The organism is Stenotrophomonas sp. STEN018 (genome assembly GCF_056760235.1).
Window position 1 is genome coordinate 19,197 of sequence record NZ_JBRREK010000047.1, and the last position, 18,235, is coordinate 37,431.

12 protein-coding genes are annotated in these 18,235 nt (G+C 63.9%); 9 read left to right on the forward strand and 3 right to left on the reverse strand.

Going from position 1 to position 18,235, the window contains the following annotated elements:
• Positions 1-482: 482 nt before the first annotated feature.
• Together ACVOMB_RS16325 and ACVOMB_RS16330 are read left to right on the forward strand one after the other, a co-directional pair.
• Complete coding sequence (locus ACVOMB_RS16325; protein WP_481532139.1) at positions 483-932, forward strand: DUF2946 family protein; 450 nt, start codon at positions 483-485, stop codon at positions 930-932.
• A gap of 68 nt (positions 933-1,000) precedes the next feature.
• Positions 1,001-3,061, forward strand: coding sequence for a TonB-dependent copper receptor (locus ACVOMB_RS16330; protein WP_481532140.1), 2,061 nt, complete (start codon positions 1,001-1,003; stop codon positions 3,059-3,061).
• Between the two features lie 157 nt (positions 3,062-3,218).
• Here the strand turns inward: ACVOMB_RS16330 and ACVOMB_RS16335 are convergent, their stop codons facing one another.
• The 3 genes from ACVOMB_RS16335 to ACVOMB_RS16345 all read right to left on the reverse strand — a co-directional run bounded on the left by ACVOMB_RS16335 (position 3,219) and on the right by ACVOMB_RS16345 (position 7,572).
• Positions 3,219-3,950, reverse strand: a complete 732-nt coding sequence (locus ACVOMB_RS16335; RefSeq protein ID WP_481532141.1) for a phosphoadenylyl-sulfate reductase — start codon at positions 3,948-3,950, stop codon at positions 3,219-3,221.
• Positions 3,947-5,653 carry an assimilatory sulfite reductase (NADPH) hemoprotein subunit gene (gene cysI / locus ACVOMB_RS16340; protein WP_481532142.1) on the reverse strand — a complete coding sequence of 569 codons (1,707 nt, stop codon included), beginning with the start codon at positions 5,651-5,653 and terminating at the stop codon, positions 3,947-3,949. The genes ACVOMB_RS16335 and cysI overlap by 4 nt, the downstream gene beginning before the upstream one ends.
• An 83-nt stretch (positions 5,654-5,736) precedes the next feature.
• Entirely contained in the window at positions 5,737-7,572 is a 1,836-nt protein-coding gene (locus tag ACVOMB_RS16345) for an assimilatory sulfite reductase (NADPH) flavoprotein subunit (RefSeq protein ID WP_481532143.1), read from the reverse strand.
• 200 nt (positions 7,573-7,772) lie between these two features.
• On the opposite strand from ACVOMB_RS16345, the gene cysD reads away from it, so the two are divergent.
• From cysD to ACVOMB_RS16380, 7 genes are all read left to right on the forward strand, one after another.
• The gene (gene cysD, locus ACVOMB_RS16350; protein ID WP_481532144.1) at positions 7,773-8,684 is read left to right on the forward strand and encodes a sulfate adenylyltransferase subunit CysD; all 912 of its coding nucleotides are present in this window, start codon (positions 7,773-7,775) and stop codon (positions 8,682-8,684) included.
• On the forward strand, positions 8,684-10,561 hold the full coding sequence (gene cysN / locus ACVOMB_RS16355; RefSeq protein WP_481532145.1) for a sulfate adenylyltransferase subunit CysN: 1,878 nt from the start codon (positions 8,684-8,686) through the stop codon (positions 10,559-10,561). Before cysD ends, cysN begins: the two co-directional genes overlap by 1 nt.
• Before the next feature lie 296 nt (positions 10,562-10,857).
• The gene (locus ACVOMB_RS16360; RefSeq protein WP_481532149.1) at positions 10,858-11,976 is read left to right on the forward strand and encodes an efflux RND transporter periplasmic adaptor subunit; all 1,119 of its coding nucleotides are present in this window, start codon (positions 10,858-10,860) and stop codon (positions 11,974-11,976) included.
• The gene (locus ACVOMB_RS16365; protein ID WP_481532146.1) at positions 11,973-15,098 is read left to right on the forward strand and encodes an efflux RND transporter permease subunit; all 3,126 of its coding nucleotides are present in this window, start codon (positions 11,973-11,975) and stop codon (positions 15,096-15,098) included. The genes ACVOMB_RS16360 and ACVOMB_RS16365 overlap by 4 nt, the downstream gene beginning before the upstream one ends.
• Positions 15,091-15,627, forward strand: a complete 537-nt coding sequence (locus ACVOMB_RS16370; protein ID WP_481532147.1) for a GNAT family N-acetyltransferase — start codon at positions 15,091-15,093, stop codon at positions 15,625-15,627. Before ACVOMB_RS16365 ends, ACVOMB_RS16370 begins: the two co-directional genes overlap by 8 nt.
• Positions 15,628-15,774: 147 nt before the next feature.
• A complete protein-coding gene (locus ACVOMB_RS16375; protein WP_481532150.1) occupies positions 15,775-17,220 on the forward strand; it encodes an alanine/glycine:cation symporter family protein in 1,446 nt (481 codons plus the stop codon).
• Between the two features lie 15 nt (positions 17,221-17,235).
• Positions 17,236-18,072 (forward strand): TrmH family RNA methyltransferase, encoded by an 837-nt coding sequence (locus ACVOMB_RS16380; RefSeq protein ID WP_481532148.1) that lies wholly within the window; start codon positions 17,236-17,238, stop codon positions 18,070-18,072.
• The last annotated feature ends 163 nt before the right edge of the window (positions 18,073-18,235 follow it).

Genomic DNA, 18,235 nt, shown 5'->3' on the forward strand with positions numbered 1-18,235 from the left:
GGCGTAAGCCGCGAAGCTGATAGCCCAATCGGTTGCAGGTAATCCTGCGAATTCATTCAGCTCAGCTTCGCGGCTTACGCCGCTCCCACAACACCCGCACTGGTGATGTATTGCTGGCAAAGTCCCCTGCCGAGCATGGCTCGGCACTACTGTGCTTCACGCACGCGTACAGGAGATCAGAGGTAGAGCGGAGCCATGCTCCGCTGATGCTCTACCCGTAGACTGTGACCAATCTTGTGGGAGCGGCGTAAGCCGCGAAGCTGGTGGTCAGTCGGGTTGTAGATGATTTGGCCATTTCATTGAAGTCAGCTTCGCGGCTTACGCCGCTCCTACAACAGCCGTCGGGGTGAGGCTTTGCTGGCAAAGCCCCTGCCGAGCATGGCTCGGCACTACGGACTGCCGGTGTGAATGGGGTGTGCGGCAAACGGTCGCACCTTTTGCGGCAGTCTCTGCATTTGTCGTGCCGATAAAATGTGCGGGTCATGCGTTCGGCTCGCTTCCAATCCTTTGTGCTTCTGCTGGCCTTTGCCGCTGCCTTGTTGATGGCGGTAGCGCCGGTGGTCAGCCGCTGGCTGCAATCCCAGCAGCTGCCGATGAACGCAATGGATCATGCCGCGCATGAAGTCGCGATGCCGATGCCAGCCGATGTTCATGAAGGGCATCACGACATGCAGCATATGTCGCACCGGGCACCGGCACTGGCGGCAATAGATGTGAAGCCTTCGCCGCCCGCCGATCCCCACGCCGCCCATGGCGAAGCCTGCGACTATTGCACCATGGCATCGCGCCTGCTGCCATGGTTGGCGGTGATCCTGATACTGGCGCCGTTGCTGTATCGACTGGCGCCACAATCTCCCCGCAAAACGCTTCGTCTCGTAAGCCTGCGCTGGCCCGCGCATCCGCCACGCGGGCCGCCCGCACTCTCCAGATAACGCCACCTTTCCTGTTTGCCGCGCGCTGCTGTTGAGCAACGCGTGGTCGTGTCGTATTGGAGAATTGCATGAAATCCCTTTCCCGTATGCCGGGTGCTCCGGCATGCCTGTCTGTCTGCGTCTGCATGGCGCTGTTTCCATCTCTGGCCCACGCTACCGAGCGAGATCTGACCCGGACCCTGGACACCTTGGTGGTCACCGCCGTGGCGCCATCTTCGCCGCTGCAGTGGATCACCGATCCGCGCCTGCCGCGGCAGCCGGTGCCAGCCAGTGATGGCGCGGACTATTTGAAAACCGTGCCAGGATTTTCGGCTATCCGTAACGGCGGCACCAATGCCGACCCGGTGCTACGCGGCATGTCCGGCTCACGCCTGAACATTCTCAGCAATGACGGCAATCTGATCGGTGCCTGCCCATCGCGGATGGACAATCCGTTGTCGTATATCGCACCAGAAACCTATGACCGTTTGACTGTCATCAAAGGCCCGCAGAGCGTGCGTTGGGGCGCGGGGGCATCTGCCGGTACGGTGCGCTTCGAGCGTGAAACGCCGCGCTTCGATGGCCCGGGCATGGAGTTGAAGGCCAGTGCCTTGGGCGGTTCCAACAATCGCAATGACCAGATGCTGGATGCAACGTTTGGTAGCAGTCCCGGCTACGTACGGGTCAACGGCAACCGCTCCGAGTCCGATGACTACCGTGATGGCAATGGCGATGTAGTGCCGTCGCGCTGGCGCAAGTGGAACGCCGATGCTGCCATCGGTTGGACGCCGGATGCTGACACCGTGGTTGAGTTCACAGCCGGCACTGGTGATGCGATTGCCCGTTACGCCGGGCGTGGCATGGATGGCGCCGCATTCAAACGCGACAGCTACGGCCTGCGGTTCGAACGCGACAATCTGCCCGGTGCCTGGGACAAGCTGCAGGCCAATCTGTATTACAACAATGCAGATCACTTGATGGACAACTACACGCTGCGCACGCCCAACCCGGCCAGCAGCATGCCGATGCCGATGGCTTCGAATGTGGAGCGGCGCACCAGCGGCGGCCGCGTCAGCAGCGAATGGCGCTGGCAGGATGTGGCAGTCGTCGCCGGCATCGATGCGCAGGATAGTCGTCATCGCAGTCGCAACGGCATGGGGCGCAATACCTGGCAGCAGACGCCGTGGAAGCGTGATGCAGATTTCAGCAGCCAGGGCGTTTTCACCGAGCTCACCTTGGGCGAAGGAACGGCGCAGCGCTGGATCAGTGGTTTGCGGTTGGACAAGGCGACGGTCAAGGATCGGCGGGCGACGACCGGCATGATGAGCATGCCAAATCCAACGGCGGGGCAACAGCGTCAGGAGGATCTCGGCAGCGGCTTCCTTCGCTACGAACGCGATCATGGCCAGGCCTGGACCTGGTATGCAGGTATCGGTCACAGCGAGCGCATGCCCGACTACTGGGAGTTGTTCTCGGCCAATGCCGGGCCAGTCGGCAGCCTCAATGCTTTCTCGGGCGTGAGGCCGGAACAGACCACGCAGTTGGATCTGGGTTTGCAGTTCCGCAGCGAGAAGCTTGATGCCTGGGTATCGGCGTATGCCGGGCGCCTGCAGGACTACATTCTGTTCCAGTACCGCAGCGGCGGCATGATGGGCAGCAGTACCCAGGCCCGCAATGTGGATGCACGCATCGCCGGTGCCGAAGCAGGTTTGGAGTGGCGACCGACGCAGGCGTGGAAGCTTGGCAGCACGTTGGCCTATGCCTGGGGTGAGAACCGCAGCGAGAACCGGCCGCTGCCACAGATTCCACCGTTGGAAGGTCGCTTCTCTGCATCGTACGAGCGGGCGCGCTGGTCGGTGGGGGCGTTGTTGCGTGCGGTCAGCCGGCAGAACCGGGTGGCGCAGGATGAGGGCAATGTAGTCGCGCGGGACCTGGGGCCGAGTGCGGGCTTTGCGACCTTGTCACTCAACGGCGGCTATCGGATCAATGACGGGCTGCGTGCCAGTGTGGGTGTCGACAATCTGTTTGATCGCGCCTATGCCGAGCATCTGAATCTGGCTGGCAGTGCGGATTTCGGCTTTCCGGCCGATCCGGTGCGGATCAATGAGCCGGGTCGCTCGTTCTGGTTGAAGCTGGATTACCGGTATTGAAACAACGACGCCCGCCTCAGAGAGGCGGGCGTCGATTTCGCTTTTGTAGGAGCGGCGTAAGCCGCGAAGCAGACGATCTGGGTCGAATTGCACGCATGACCTGATACAGCAATAGCTTCGCGGCTTACGCCGCTCCTACAAAAGGCGGTATCGCGGCTCAGATCTCTTCGTGCAATCCGCACTCGCGCTTCAGGCCAAAGAAACGTGTGTCTTCTTCGCGCATGCCGGCTTCCCAGCGGCGGGTGGTGTGGTAGTCGCCGATGGACACGTAGCCCTGTTCCCACAGCGGGTGGTAGGGCAGCTTGTGCTCCTGCAGGTACTTCCACACGTCGCGGTCGCTCCAATCTGCAATCGGGTTGACCTTGAAGCGCTCACCACGGCGCTGCAGCACCGGCGTATTGGCACGACTTGCCGACTGGTTGCGGCGCAGACCGGTGAACCAGGTGCCTACCTGCAGATCGTCGAGGGCGCGCTTCATCGGCTCAACCTTGCGCAGGTTGTTGTACTGCTCGATGCCGACCACGCCCTGTTCCCACAAACGGCCATGGCGGGCTTCCATCCAGGCGCGGCTCACCTGCGGGCGGTAGACCTTGAGGTTGAGCTTGAGGCGGTCGGTCAGCTCGTCGGCGAAGCGGTAGGTCTCCGGGAACAGATAACCAGTGTCGATCAGAATTACCGGTACATCCGGGCGCTGGCTGCTGAGCAGGTGCAGGGTCACCGCCGACTGCGCGCCGAAACTCGACGACAGCACGTGCGAGCCGGGTGCGTTCTGCAGTGCCCATTCCACGCGCTGCTGCGCGTCCATCGAATCGAGCAGGGTATTGAGCGGGCCCAGGTCGTCAGGCAGGGTTACCGACGGGTTGTGAGAGGTTTTGGGCAGGGCGCTCATGCTTGCAGTTCCACGGAAATATGGCGATGGGTAGGGTAGGGAGGAAGAGTGACGATGCCGGCCCGGTGCAGGAAATCACCGAAGCCTTCGCTGCCGTCGCGCTCACCGGAATAGCGGGCGAAGAGTGGCGCCAGTGCGTCAAGGATTTCCGGCTCGGTGATGTTCTCGCGGTACAGCGTATTCAAGCGCTGGCCACGATGGTCGGCGCCCAGCATCAGGTTGTAGCGGCCCGGCGCCTTGCCGACCAAGGCGATCTCGCCCAGGTAAGGACGCGAGCAGCCATTCGGGCAGCCGGAGAGGCGCAGCAGGATGGGGGCATCGGTCAGCTGATGCTGTTCCAGCAGCGGCTGCAGCTTTGCGCTGAACTCTGGCAGGTAGCGTTCGGCTTCGGCCATGGCCAAACCGCAGGTGGGCAGGGCGACGCAGGCCATGGCCGCGCGTGCCAGCGCAGTCGGAGCGCGGTTGCCGATGTCCAGGCCCGCGCTTTGCACGATGGCGTCAATCTGCGCGCGTTGTGCAGCGGGCACGCCGGCGATGACCAGGTTCTGGTTACCGGTCATGCGGAACTCGCCTTCAACAAAGCGGGCGATTTCGCGCAGGGCGGTCAGGTGCGGGGCACCGGCTACATCAGCGATGCGCCCAGCCTGCAGCGACAAGGTCAGGTGCCAGCGGCCATCGTCGCCTTCGACCCAGCCGTAGCGGTCGCCGCTGTGCTCGAATGCGGCTGCACGCGAGGGTGAGAAGCGGATGCCAGCGCGGCGTTCGATCTCGGCCACAACAGTGTCCAGGCCGTGGTCGTCGATGGTGTATTTGAAGCGGGCGCGCTTGCGCAGCTCGCGGTTGCCCAGGTCGCGCTGGGTGGTGACGGTGGCGGTGGCGACATCGAGCAGTGCGTCGCGCGGAATGAAGCCGACGCTGTTGGCAATGCGCGGATAGGTTTCGGCATCGCCGTGGGTAGCGCCCATGCCGCCGCCGATGGTCACGTCATAGCCGAGCAGTTCGCCGGCTTCATCGAGCACGCCGATGAAGCCAAGGTCGTTGGCATAGACGTCAACGTCGTTGAGCGGCGGCAGCGCGAAACCAATCTTGAATTTGCGCGGCAGGTAGCGTGCGCCATAGATCGGCTCTTCCTCGGCGCCGCTGCCAGCCACGCGTTCTTCGTCCAGCCAGATTTCGTAATAGGCGCGGGTATTGGGCAGCAGGTGCTCGGAGGTGCGTGCGGCATCCGCGTACAGGGTGGCGTGTGCGCTGGACAGCAGCGGGTTGGCGGCAACCAGTACGTTGCGGTTGACGTCACCGCAGGCGGCCAAGGTGTCGATCAGCGCGGCGTTGATCGCCTGCATGGTCGCCTTCAGCTCGCGCTTGATCACGCCATGGAACTGGAACGCCTGGCGGGTGGTGATGCGCAGCGAATGGTTGCCGTAGCGGGTGGCGATGCTGTCCAGCTTGAGCCACTGTTCCGGACTGATCACGCCGCCGGGGGTGCGGGTGCGGATCATGAACTGGTAGGCCGGCTCCAGCTTCTGCCGGCGGCGCTCATCGCGCACGTCGCGGTCGTCCTGCTGGTAGCTGCCGTGGTATTTGATCAGGGTCTGGTCATCTTCCCGCAATGCGCCAGTGACAGGATCGGCCAGGCTTTCCAGCAGGGATCCGCGCAAGCGGTTGCTGTCGGCCTTGATGTTTTCAACGGAGTGGGTGCTCATTCTTTTCGCTATCTGGAATCAGAGATTGTAGGAGCGGCGTGAGCCGCGAAGCCGGTGCTGGATCAGATCGCAGCGTTCAAGCCTCAATACACATCCCGTCCATAGCGCCCCTCCGTGTGCAGTCGAGTCAGATAGTCGCGGGCATCGTCTTCATCCAGCCCGCCGTGTTCGCGCAGTACATCCAGCAGTGCTGCATGCACGTCCTTGCCCATGGCGATGGCGCCGCACACATAGAGATGCGCGCCGCTCTGCAGCCAGTCGTACAGATCCTTGCCGCGGGTACGCAGGCGCTGCTGCACATACACCTTGTCGGCCTGGTCGCGTGAGAACGCCAGGTCCAGACGATGCAGTTCCTTGCGGCGCAGCGCGTCCTGCCATTCGCTCTGGTACAGGAAGTCGGTATTGAAGTGGCGCGCGCCGAAGAACAGCCAGTTGCGACCGGTAGCGCCGATCTCCGCGCGTTCCTGTACGAAGCCACGGAACGGCGCGACGCCGGTGCCAGGGCCGATCATGATGATGTCGCGGCTGCTGTCTGCCGGTACCCGGAAGCGCTCATTGGCTTCGATGTAGACCGGCAGCTGCGCACCTTCTTCCAGTGCGGTCAGGAAGCCGCTGGCGGCGCCTACGTGCTCGCTGCCATGGGCGTGGTAGCGCAGTTCGTCGACGGTCAGATGTACTTCTTCGCCGACCCGCTTACGGCTGGAGGCGATGGAGTACAGGCGCTGGGCGGCGGGGCGCAGGGTGCCGAGCAGGGCTTCGGCGTTCCACTCGGCTGGCCAGCGGCGCAGCACGTCGACCAGTTGATGGTCTTCAAATACGGCGGCCAGTTCGCTCTTCTGTGCCGGATCGAGCAGGCGCGCAAGTTCCGGATGCGCGCTACGCTCGGCTACTGACGTCAGCAGTGGGCGCGAGATACGGGTCAGCTCGCGATGCTCGCCCAGCCATTGCGCCAGCGGTCGGCTGTGGCCGTCGTGTTCGATCTGCAGCGCGCCATCGAGGCCGGTGACATCCAGCACCGCTTCGACCAGCTCGGCCGGATTGCGGTGCACGATGCCCAGTGCGTCGCCGGGTTCGTAGTGCAGGCCGCTGCCTTCCAGAGCAAGCTCAAGGTGATGCACGGACTTGGCCGCGCTGCCGTACTTGGCATAGGCCGGGCCCTTGAAGTCACGGCCGCTGATGACCTGGCGCGACAGCAGTTCGGCACTGAACGGGTGCAGGGCGGTCCACGCGCCGGCATGGCGCAGGGGAGTGACATTGCTGGGCGTGGTGGTGACGGTTTCGCCGATCACAGTGCGGGCATTGATCAGTGCCTGGCTGCGCCAAGGCGTGACCACGCTGTCGATGTCCAGGTCGGCCTCGCCTACAGCCTGCAGGCGGGTGGCGCCCAGTTCGGCCAGGCGGCTGTCGAGCTTGCGCGCGATGCCGCAGAACTCCACATAGCTGGAGTCGCCAAGACCCAGCACGGCGTACTTCAGCTCTGGCAGCTTGGGCGCACGCTTGCCGGCAATGAATTCGACCAGGCCGATGGCGTCGTCCGGCGGGTCGCCTTCGCCCTGGGTGCTGATGACGATATAGAGCAGGCGCTCGTTGGCCAGCTCACGGGTGGCGTAGGCATCGGCGCGGACTACCCGCACCGGCAGGCCGGCCGCTTCAGCCTCCGCGGCCAGTTGCTCGGCGGCGCGGCGGGCGTTACCGGTCTGGCTGCCATAGACAACGGTCAGCCGGGTCTGCGCTGGCTGTGCGGCTTGGCCGCCGGAGATGACGGTAAGGGCAGTGGGAGAGGTACCCTGCGCCAACCCGGCGGCAAACCCGGACAGCCACCACAGGCTGTTCCCATCCAGACCGGCTACCAGTTGCGACAGCAGGACCCTGCGGTCTTCGGGCAAGGGGCTGGGTGGCACGGTGGCGGCGGCGGTCATTTCCATTCCGGTCTAGGTAGGGATGACCGATGCTAGGTACAGCGCGCCATCAGGGGAAAGGAGCAGCGGTTATCGCTTCATGCCCTGCGTTTATTTCAATCGGCGCAGTGTCCCCTCCACACTCGGCGGACTGTCCGGAGTCCCGTCCGGCTTCGCTGCTACCCTTGCCCTCGGGCCCCGCCTCCTTGATTCGGCACGCAATGACCGCCACTGCACCCCTGTCACACCTCGACCGCCTGGAAGCGGAGAGCATCCATATCCTGCGTGAAGTCGCCGCCGCCTTTGACAACCCGGTGCTGATGTACTCGGTGGGCAAGGACAGCTCGGTATTGCTGCACCTGCTGCTGAAGGCGTTCGCGCCGGGCGTGCCGCCGATCCCGTTGCTGCACGTGGATACGCGCTGGAAGTTCGGCGAGATGATCGCCTTCCGCGACCGCCGGGTGGCCGAGACCGGCACCGAACTGCGGGTGCATATCAACCCGGACGGCATTGCCCGCGACATCGGCCCGGTCAGCCACGGTCCCAGCGTGCATACCGACGTGATGAAGACCCAGGGCCTGAAGCAGGCATTGGACAAGTGGAAGTTCGATGCCGCCATCGGCGGTGCGCGCCGCGACGAAGAGAAGTCACGGGCCAAGGAGCGGGTGTTCTCGTTCCGCAATGACCGCCATCGCTGGGACCCGAAGAACCAGCGCCCGGAGCTGTGGAACCTCTACAACGCCCGCATCCACCAGGGTGAGAGCGTACGCGTATTCCCGCTGTCCAACTGGACCGAGCTGGATATCTGGCTCTATATCTATCGCGAAAAAATTCCGGTGGTACCGCTCTACCTCGCCGCTGAGCGACCCGTCGTCGAGCGCGACGGCAGCCTGATCATGGTCGATGACGAGCGCCTGCCGCTGCATCCGGGCGAGGTGCCGCAGCTGCGCAAGGTGCGTTTCCGCACGCTTGGTTGCTATCCGCTGACCGGCGCGATTGAATCCGAAGCCGACACCCTGGAAAAGATCATCGCCGAGATGCTGGTATCGACCAGTTCCGAGCGTCAGGGCCGGCTGATCGACCATGACCAGTCCGCATCGATGGAGAAGAAGAAGTTGGAGGGGTATTTCTGATGAGCGCCGTGACCACTTCTTCCGACATCGCTGCCTACCTCAAAGCCCACGAAACCAAGCCGCTGCTGCGCTTCATCACCTGCGGCAGCGTCGATGATGGCAAGAGCACCTTGATTGGCCGTTTGCTGTACGAAAGCAAGCGTTTGTTCGATGACCAGCTGACCGCGCTGGAAGCAGACAGTCGTCGCCATGGCACTCAGGGCGAGCGCATCGACTACGCATTGCTGCTCGACGGCTTGGCTGCAGAGCGCGAGCAGGGCATCACCATCGACGTGGCCTATCGCTACTTCGATACCGACCGCCGCAAGTACATCGTTGCCGATTGCCCCGGGCATGAGCAGTACACCCGCAACATGGCTACCGGCGCCTCGACTGCCGATGTGGCGGTGGTGCTGGTGGATGCGCGCAAAGGCCTGCTGACCCAGACCCATAGGCATAGCTACATCATCTCGCTGCTCGGCATCGGCCAGGTGGTGCTGGCGGTGAACAAGATGGATCTGGTCGATTACGACCAATCCGTATTCGAGCGCATTGTTGCCGACTACCAGGCGCTTGCCACGCAATTGGGGATCGCCAATGTGCAGGCGATTCCGCTGTCCGCATTGGAAGGGCAGAACCTGTCCACGCGTTCGGCGGCGATGCCTTGGTATGCCGGTCCCAATCTGATCGAGCACCTGGACACGGTCGAGCTGAGTGCGCACGACGCCGCCAGCGGACTGCGCCTGCCGGTGCAGTGGGTCAATCGACCGAATCAGGATTTCCGTGGCTTTGCCGGCACCATTGCCGCCGGTCAGGTGCGCGTAGGTGATGAGGTGGTGGTGCTGCCGTCGGCGCGCCGTTCCACGGTCAAACAGGTGCTGGGGCCGAATGGTCCGCTGGCAGTCGCTTCCACAGGTCAGGCAGTGACGTTGACCCTGGACGATGAAGTCGATGTCAGTCGCGGCGACGTCATCGCCGCAGCGGGTGATCCGCCGGAAGTGGCCGATCAGTTCGCTGCGCATGTGCTGTGGATGGACGATGCCGCCTTGTTGCCGGGCCGCCCGTACTGGCTGCAGATCGGCAGCCGCACCGTGGCCGCCAACATCAGCGAGATCAAGCACCGCGTTGACGTGAATACGCAGGAACGTTTGGCCGCCAAACGCCTTGAGTTGAACGAGGTGGGCTACTGCAACCTGTCGCTGGACGAGCCGGTGGCGTTTGCCCCGTATGCGCAGAACCGCGCATTGGGCGGCTTCATCCTGATCGACCGGCAGACCAATGCCACCGTCGCCGCCGGCACCTTGGATTTCGCCCTGCGCCGTGCTGGCAACGTGCATTGGCAGCATCTGGACGTGGACAAGGCCGCGCGGGCTCGGATCAAGGGTCAGCAGCCCAAGGTGCTGTGGTTCACCGGTCTGTCTGGCGCCGGCAAGTCCACCGTCGCCAACCAGGTCGAGAAGCGCCTGCATGCGCAGGGCGTGCATACCTTCCTGCTGGATGGTGACAACGTCCGTCATGGCTTGAACCGGGATCTGGGCTTCACCGACGAGGACCGCGTGGAAAACATCCGCCGCGTTGCCGAAGTGGCACGACTGATGGCCGATGCCGGCTTGGTGGTGCTGGTCAGCTTCATCTCGCCGTTCCGTGCGGAACGGCAGATGGCGCGTGAGCGTTTCGAGGATGGCGAGTTCATCGAGGTATTCGTCGATGTGCCGTTGGCGGTGGCCGAAGCGCGCGATGTGAAGGGCCTGTACCGCAAGGCCCGCGCCGGGCAGATTCCCAACTTCACCGGCATCGATTCGCCGTATGAAGCGCCTGAGGCCCCGGAACTGCACCTGCGGGCTGATACCGACAGCGTGCCGGTGATGGTCGAGCAGGTGTTGCAGGCGTTGCGCTGATAGGACGGAACTGTGGGTTGGGGTTGTGGGAGCGGCATAAGCCGCGAAGCCACCGCACCGTCAGCCCTGGATTCATCCGCAATTGCAGCTTCGCCCCCTCCCTTGCGCCGAAGGCGGAGGGGAGGGTTGGGGAGGGGTGAGCTTTTCGGCCTTTCGGGCGCTACGAGCTTCGCGGCTGACGCCGCTCCTACAAACGAACGGCAATCCCACAATGGGGGTGCTCCCCCCCTAACGGCACATCCGGCCGTCATCTGGCACCGCTAGACTGCTTGATCGTGTATCAGATGGGACTGCGTATGTTCGGGCGATTTGCCGTCACCGTTGCGGGTGGCACTGTCTTGGCGCTGGCGTTGGCCGGATGCAACCGCAAGAACGCCGAGGCGCCACGGCAGGCCGCCGGCGCGGTGCTGGTCACCACCCAGGTCGTTGAAACCTCCCCGTGGAGCGATACGCTGCAGGCCAACGGCACTGCCAAGGCGCGCGAATCCATCATCGTCACCGCCAAGGTCAGCGAGATCATCGACAAGGTGCATTTCGAAAGCGGCCAGCAGGTCGCTACCGGTGCGCCGCTGGTGACCCTGCGCGGCCAGGCCCAGCAGGCCGCACTTGCCCAGGCCCAGGCGACCTTCGCCGAGGCCGACCGGCTCTACAAGCGCCAGCGTGAACTGGCAGCCCAGCAGCTGGTAGCGCATTCGACCCTGGATACACAGCAATCGATCCGTGACGCCGCCGAAGCCCGCGTGCAGCAGATGCGAGCCGATATCGGTGATCGCAGCGTGCGCGCGCCATTCGCTGGCGTACTGGGTATCCGTCAGGTCAGCCCGGGTTCGCTGGTCACCCCGACCACCGCGATCGCCACGCTGGATGACATCTCGCGCATGCACGTCGATTTCCAGGTGCCGGAAGCGCAGCTGTCCTCGCTGCAGAACGGCGACAAGGTCAGTGGCAGCAGCATCGCCTACCCGGGCCGAACCTTTGAAGGCACGGTCAGCACCATCGACGCTCGGGTTGATCCGGGCAGCCGCGCGATCACCGTGCGCGCCGATTTCGACAATGCCGATCACGCGCTGCGCCCGGGCATGTTGCTCGACGTGCGCCTGTACCGCCCCGAGCGCGATGCGCTGGTGATCCCGGAGATTGCGGTGGTGCAGGTCGGTCGCGACTCCTACGTGTTCCGGGTCAAGCAGGATGAAAGCGTCGAGCGCGCCGATATCAAGGCCGGCACCCGCCGCGCCGGTGTGGTGGAAATTGTCGAAGGGCTGAAGGCGGGTGATCGCATCGTGGTCGATGGCACCGGCAAGCTGCGCCCGGGCATCCGCATCCAGGATGACAAGCCGGCCAAGGCCGCCGACGCGGCCACGCCGCTGAAGCCGGCCGAGGTTGCCGCACCGGCCAAGCTGGCGACCGCAGGATGAAGCTGTCCGATCTTTCGATCAAGCGGCCGGTACTGGCCGTGGTGATGAGCCTGTTGCTGCTGGTGCTGGGCATCATGTCGTTCACCCGTCTGACCCTGCGCGAGCTGCCAGCGATTGATCCGCCCATCGTGTCAGTGTCAGTGGACTACACCGGCGCCTCGGCAGCGGTGATCGAAAGCCGGGTCACCCAGGTGCTGGAAGATGCGCTGGCCGGTATCGAAGGCATCGATACCATCAATGCACGCAGCACCAATGGCCGTGCCTCGGTCAGCATCGAGTTCAACGCCAACCGCGACATCGAAGCTGCGGCTAATGACGTGCGCGATGCGGTCAGCCGTGTTGCCGACCGCATGCCGGAAGAAGCGCGGCCGCCGGAAATCGCCAAGGTCGAGAGCGATGCCGACCCGATCATCTGGTTCAACATGTCGTCCTCGGTGATGGATACGCTGGAGCTCAGCGATTACGCCGACCGCTATGTCGTGGACCGTTTTTCCAGCATCGACGGCGTAGCCCAGGTCCGCATCGGTGGCCGCCAGCGCTATGCGATGCGGGTGTGGCTGGACCGCGACCAGCTGGCTGCGCGTGGACTGACCGTCAACGAAGTGGAAGCCGCGTTGCGCAGCGAGAACGTGGAACTGCCAGCCGGCCGCATTGAATCGGCTGACCGCGATTTCACCCTGCGCGTGGAGCGCAGCTACGTGGCACCTGCTGACTTTGCCAGCATCCCGTTGGGCAAGGGCAATGACGGCTATGTGGTGCGCTTGGGCGACGTGGCCAAGGTCGAACTGGCCTCGTCCGAGCGTCGCGCCTATTTCCGCAGCAACGGCGAACCAGGCATCGGCCTGGGTATCGTCAAGACATCCACTGCCAATGCACTGGACGTGGCGCGCGATACCCGCGCCGAAGCCGAACGCATCGCCCTGACCCTGCCCAAGGGCACGCAGATCTTCGTTGCCTTCGACAACACCACCTTCATTGAAGCTGCCGTGGAGCGCGTTTACGCCACCTTGGTTGAAGCGATGATCCTGGTGTTGATCGTGATCTGGCTGTTCCTGGGCAGCTTGCGTGCGGCAGTGATTCCAGCGGTGACGGTGCCGGTGTGTCTGGTCGCTGCCTTCATCGCGCTGTTCGCCTTCGGCTTCTCGATCAACCTGTTCACGCTGTTGGCGCTGGTCTTGTGTATTGGCCTGGTGGTGGATGACGCCATCGTCGTGGTCGAGAACGTGCAGCGCCGCATCGATCTGGGCGAGCCGCCGCTGGTGGCCGCCAAGCGCGGTACCGCGCAGGTGGCGTTCGCGGTGATCGCGACCACCGCGGTGCTGGTGGCGGTATTCCTGCCGGTCGGTTTCCTTGAAGGCAATACCGGCCGCCTGTTCCGCGAGCTGGCGGTAGCGCTCGCAGCGGCAGTGGCTTTGTCTGCCTTCGTCGCGCTGACGCTGACGCCGATGATGGCCTCCAAGCTGCTCAAGCCGCATAGCGAGCAGAAGGTCAGCCGTCTGCATGGCTTCATCAATCGCCAGTTGGCGCGCTTGTCGGCGGCTTATGGGCGGGTGCTGGATCGCCATGTGCAACGCAGCTGGATCTTCGGCTTGGTGATGCTGGGCGCGCTCGGCGCCAGCTGGGGCCTGTTCAAACTGATTCCATCGGAACTCGCACCGGCCGAAGACCGTGGCTCGTTCCAGATCATGATCGACGGCCCGGAAGGCGCGGGCTACGACTACACCGTGGCGCAGGTGCAGCAGGTCGAGAAGATCGTCTCGCGCTTCGTCGGCCCCGAAGAACCCATCGTCCGCGCCAATCCGCGCGTGCCCGGCGGTTGGGGCAACAGCGAGGAAATGCATACCGGCCGCATGAGCGTATTCCTGCAGCCTTGGCGCAACCGCAGCGAGGCCACGGTGGATGTGGCCAACGACCTGCAGAAAGAACTGAACGACCTCAGCGGTGTGCGCGTGCGCACCATGGTTGGTGGTGGCCTGGTGCGCAGCATGGGCCAGCCGTTCCAGGTCGTGCTCGGCGGCCCGGAGTACGCGGAAATCGCGCAGTGGCGTGATCGCCTGCTGGAGCGCATGGCCGATTACCCCGGCCTGGTCGGCGCGGATTCGGACTACAAGGAAACCCGGCCGCAGATGCGGGTCAACATCGACCGCCAGCGTGCGGCTGATCTGGGCATCTCGGTCACCGACATCGGCCGCGCGCTGGAAACCATGATGGGCTCGCGCCGCGTCACCACCTTCGTCGACAACGGCGAGGAGTACGACGTGCTGGTGCAGGCCGGCCGCGAAGGCCGCACCTCCCCGGCTGACCTGTCGGCGATCCAGGTGCGTGCGCGCTCGGGTGAACTGGTACCGCTGTCCAACCTGGTCACGCTCAGTGAAGTGGCCGAGGCCGGTAGCCTCAACCGCTTCAACCGCCTGCGCTCGATCACCATCAGTGCCAACGTCGCTCCCGGTCACACGCTGGGCGAAACCATAGACTGGGCCAAGCAGGTTGCCGCCGAAGAACTGCCGGATTACGCGCAGATCGACTGGAAGGGGGAATCGCGCGAGTACCAGAGTGCAGGCAGCGCGGTATTGCTGACCTTTGCGATGGCCTTGCTGGTGGTCTACCTGGTGCTGGCGGCGCAGTTCGAGAGCTTCATCCATCCGCTGGTGATCATGCTGACCGTGCCCTTGGGCGTGCTCGGCGCGTTTGTTGGCCTGTACCTCAGCGGCGGCACGCTCAACCTGTTCAGCCAGATCGGCATCGTCATGCTGGTGGGCCTGGCAGCGAAGAACGGCATCCTGATCGTCGAGTTCGCCAACCAGCTGCGCGATGAAGGCCGCAATGTGCATCAGGCCATCGTCGAGTCATCGATGGTGCGCCTGCGGCCGATCCTGATGACCTCGATCGCCACCGTGGTTGGTGCGATTCCGCTGGTCGTGGCCGGTGGCCCCGGTTCGGCCAGCCGCGCCACCATCGGCATCGTGGTGATCTTCGGCGTCAGCGTGTCCACCTTCCTGTCGCTGTTCGTGGTGCCGGCGTTCTATGCCTTGCTGGCGCCGTATACCAAGTCGCCGGAAACCGTGGCCAACGCGCTGGAAAAGCTCGAGCGCGAGACGCCAGCGGTTGGCGGCCATGCGTGAGCCGCTGCTCGGCGGCCGCGTCCAGTTGCGCCCCTGGCAAGCAGGGGACCTGGACGCGCTGCTTGAGCATGCCAACGACGCGGCGGTATCACGGGGGCTGAGCACGCGCTTTCCCTATCCGTATACCCGTGCCGATGGCGAGGCGTTTCTGGGTGGACAGGTGCTGGACCTGCGGGGGCAGGTGTTCGCACTGGTGATTGATGGACAGGCCTGCGGCGGCATCGGGGTCACCCAGGGCAAGGCCGAGCGCCGTTATTCGGCGTCGCTGGGTTATTGGCTGGGCCGGCGGTACTGGGGGCAGGGCATCATGACTGCCGTGGTCGCTGCCTACGTGCCGTGGGTGATGGATACCCTGGAGCTGGCACGGTTGTCCGCACAGGTGATGGCCGGCAACCCGGCATCGGCACAGGTGTTGCTCAAGAATGGATTCGCGGAGGAAGGCACCGAGCGTCAATCGGTGTTCAAGGATGGGCAGTTGCACGATATGCGTTGCTTCGCACGTATCAGGACTTTGCTGAAACTGGCGTAAAGGCTCTGCACATCCAAGCTTAATCGTGGAAAAATCGGCCAGCCCCGGGATTCCGGGCTTTGGCTACCTTTCAGCTTTCCGGGGAATTACGTGGAATCCATCGTCGAAACGATCAACGGCATCATCTGGAGTAACGCGCTCATCTTCATGTGTCTGGGTGCGGGTCTGTGGTTCAGTGTGCGCACCCGCTTCATGCAGATCCGGGGGTTTGCCGAGATGTGCCGGCTCACCGTACGCGGCGAGAAGTCCGATGCCGGTGTGTCCTCGTTCCAGGCCTTGGCCATGTCGATGGCTGGCCGCATGGGTATCGGCAACATCGCCGGCGTGGCCACGGCCATTGCCTACGGCGGCCCCGGTGCGATCTTCTGGATGTGGGTGATGGGCTTCCTCGGCGCCGCCACTTCCTACGTGGAATCGACGCTGGCACAGATCTACAAGACCAAGGATGCCGAAGGCCGTTATCGCGGTGGCCCGGCTTACTACATTGAAAAAGCGATGGGCGTTAAGTGGTACGCCACCGCGTTTGCCGTTGCCACAGTCATTGCCGCCGGCTTCCTGCTGCCGGGCGTACAGGCCAATGCCATCGCCGACAGCGCAGTCAACGTGCTGTGCACCGGCGCTGATGCCTGCGCCTCGGTGGGTGGTGCGGGCAGCATGAAGTTGTGGATTGGCCTGACGGTGGCAGTGCTGCTGGGCATCATCATCTTCGGCGGCGTCAAGCGCATTGCCAGCTTCGCCGAAGTGATCGTGCCGTTCATGGCGCTGGGCTTCATCCTGATGGCGATCGTGGTGATGATGCTCAATGCCAGCAAGGTGCCGGCGATGTTCTCGGACATCTTCTCCAGCGCCTTCGGTGCGCATGCGGCCTTCGGTGGCATCATCGGCCAGGCGATTGCCTGGGGCGTGAAGCGCGGTATCTACGCCAACGAAGCCGGCCAGGGCACCGGCCCGCACGCCGCTGCTGCTGCCGAGGTCTCGCACCCGGCCAAGCAGGGCTACGTGCAGGCTTTTGCGATCTATTTCGACACCATGCTGGTCTGCACCTCGACCGCCTTCCTGGTGCTGTCCACCGGCATGTACAACGTGTTCCGTGAAGTCACCGAAGGTGGCGTGACCAAGCTGGAAGCCATCATTACCGGCGTGCCCGGCGTGCAGCCTTCCGAAGGTGCTCTGTTCACCCAGGCAGCGGTGGAGTCGGTGTTGCCGGGTTGGGGTGCAGGTTTTGTGGCGCTGGCGCTGTTCTTCTTCGCCTTCACCACGATCATGGCCTATTACTACATGGCCGAAACCAACCTGACCTATCTGGCTGGCAGCAACCGCACCCACCCGGCCGCGATGCTGGTGTTGCGCGTGGGCATCATGGCGATGGTGGTGTTTGGCGCCTACCACAATGCGAAAATGGCCTGGGCGCTGGGTGACATCGGCGTGGGCTTGATGGCTTGGCTGAACGTGGTTGCCATCCTGATCCTGCAAAAGCCTGCCATGCTTGCACTGACCGACTATGAGCGGCAGAAGAAGATGGGCCTGGACCCGGTCTTCGACCCCGATGCATTGGGCATCAAAAATGCCGATTTCTGGCGTAGCAACAAGTAATTCAAAGGAACCGCTGTGAGCAATCCCTGGAACAACCGTCGCCCTTCCTCGCGGCCCCCCCGCGCAATTCCGGCTGCACCCTCGGCCGCACGTGAAGGCGACGGTGTCCCGGTACGCGGCGGTGATGAAATGCGTCTGTACGGCGTCAATGCCGTGCAGGCGATGTTTGCCAAGCGCCCGCAGGCGCTGCGTAAGCTGTATCTGGCCGAGGACATGATCCCGCGCCTGCAGCCGGTGTTGAAGTGGTGTGTGGCCAACCGCGTGGGTTACCGCGTGGTCGGCGATGGCGACCTCAACAAGCTGGCCGCCACCACCCACCACGAAGGCCTGGTGGCCGACGTGCAGAAGCAGGAGCCGCTGCCGTTGGCGACCTGGCTGGCCTCGTTGCAGGACGGCCCTGCGCTGGCCCTGTGGCTGGATGGCGTGGGCAACCCGCATAATTTCGGCGCCATCCTGCGCTCGGCCGCGCACTTTGGAGTCAAGGGGATACTGTTGCCGGCTGACTCGACGCTGGCCCTGTCCGGCGCAGCCGCGCGCGTGGCCGAAGGCGGCGCTGAGTCGGTCCCGCTGGTGCGCCTGCCGGCCTTGCCGCAGGCCGTTGCGCAGCTGCGTGACGCTGGTTTCGGCTTGGCTGCGACTTTGGTGGCCGACGGCGACAACGTCTTCAGCACCGAGCTGCCGGACCGCATGGTGTACGTGATGGGTGCCGAGAGCGAGGGCATGGACCGTGACTTCGCCCAGAGCTGTGATCTGCGTCTGTCGATTCCGGGTAGCGGCGCGGTGGAGAGCTTGAATGTGGCCTCGGCGACGGCAGTATTTCTGGCCAGCTGGAACAGCCGCAAGCAGCGCTGAAAAGCGCGTAGTGCCGAGCCATGCTCGGCAGGGGCCTTACCAGTAAAACCGAATCTGTAGTGCCGAGCCATGCTCGGCAGAGGCTTCACCGGTAGAGCCGAACCTGTAGTGCCGAGCCATGCTCGGCAGAGGCCTTACCAGTAGAGCCTCTGCCGAGCATGGC